Here is a 1,380-nt window from a genome sequence, read left to right on the forward strand (position 1 = left end):
GCGATGGCACGGGGGCAGGGAAGGGCAGGCAGATCGCCGCCTGCATCCTTGATGGCTGGCTTGCTGGACGCCGGAAGGCCATCTGGATCTCGAAGAACGAAAGCCTGCTCGAAGACGCGCGCCGCGACTGGAGCGCTATCGGGGGCCTTGCGGCCGACATTCAGCCGCTTTCCAACTGGAAGATCGATCAGGCGGTTCCGTTTCGCGAAGGGATCCTGTTCGTCACCTACCCGACCCTTCGCAGTCAGCGTCAGGACGCCACCCGCCTGAAGCAGCTGCTCGACTGGGCGGGCGCGGATTTCGACGGTGTCATCGCCTTCGATGAAAGCCACGAGATGGGCGGGGTTGCAGGAGGCGAGGGCGCCCGGGGCACGAAAAGCGGATCGCTGCAGGGCATCGCCGGCGTGCTGCTGCAACACAACCTGCCCGATGCCCGGGTTCTCTACGCCTCTGCGACTGGGGCCTCGGAGGTCAACAACCTTGCCTATGCCGTGCGGCTTGGTCTGTGGGGACCTAGCACCGCGTTTGCTAATAGGGAAGATTTCATCAGCCAGATCAGGGCAGGGGGCATCGCTGCGATGGAACTCGTGTCGCGCGATCTCAAGGCACTTGGCCTCTATCAGGCGCGCGCGCTCAGCTTTGCAGGCGTCGAATACGACATCCTGAAGCATGATCTGACCGCCGAACAGATCGCCGTCTACGACACTTATGCCGATGCTTGGGCGATCATCCATCAGAACCTTGAGGAGGCGCTGGAGCTGACCGGCGTCGTCGATGAAATCGACGGCACAACGCTCAATAGCGGTGCGAAAGCCGCAGCGCGGAGCCGGTTCGAAAGCACAAAGCAGCGATTCTTCAACCAGCTGCTGCTGTCGATGAAGCTGCCAACGCTGATTGCTGCTATCAATCTCCATCTGGACCGTGATGAGGTGGTTGTGGTCCAACTGGTTTCGACCGCCGAAAGCATCCTCGATCGCCGTCTCGATAGCCTCTCGCCAGAAGAGCGCGCGGAGCTCGACCTCGATCTCAGCCCGCTCGACGCGGTAATTGAGTACCTTGAGCGCGCCTTCCCCACGCAACAGATGCAGGTATTCGTCGATGATACCGGCACCCAGCGCTCGGCACCGATGTTCGACGAGGAAGGCCGTCCAGTCCACAACCAGACGGCGATCGCCCGCCGCAGCGAGATGATCGAGCACCTGTGCGCCATGCCGCCGATCAAACCAGCGCTGGACGGGATTATCGAGCACTATGGACCGGAGAAGGTCGCCGAGGTGACCGGGCGCAGCAAGCGGCTTATAACCCAGAGCGACGGCCAGCAGCGTCTCGAGACCCGCTCGCCGCGGACGAACCAGTCCGAGACCGACCAGTTCATGGATG

At 62.3% G+C, this 1,380-nt stretch carries 1 protein-coding gene; it reads left to right on the forward strand.

Features of this window, described 5'->3' with window-relative positions:
* A partial coding sequence (locus AX708_RS02170) for a strawberry notch family protein (RefSeq protein ID WP_197426331.1) occupies nt 1-1,380 on the forward strand: 1,380 nt, incomplete at both ends.

It is taken from the genome of Erythrobacter sp. CCH5-A1 (genome assembly GCF_001557115.1).
Classification (GTDB): domain Bacteria; phylum Pseudomonadota; class Alphaproteobacteria; order Sphingomonadales; family Sphingomonadaceae; genus Erythrobacter.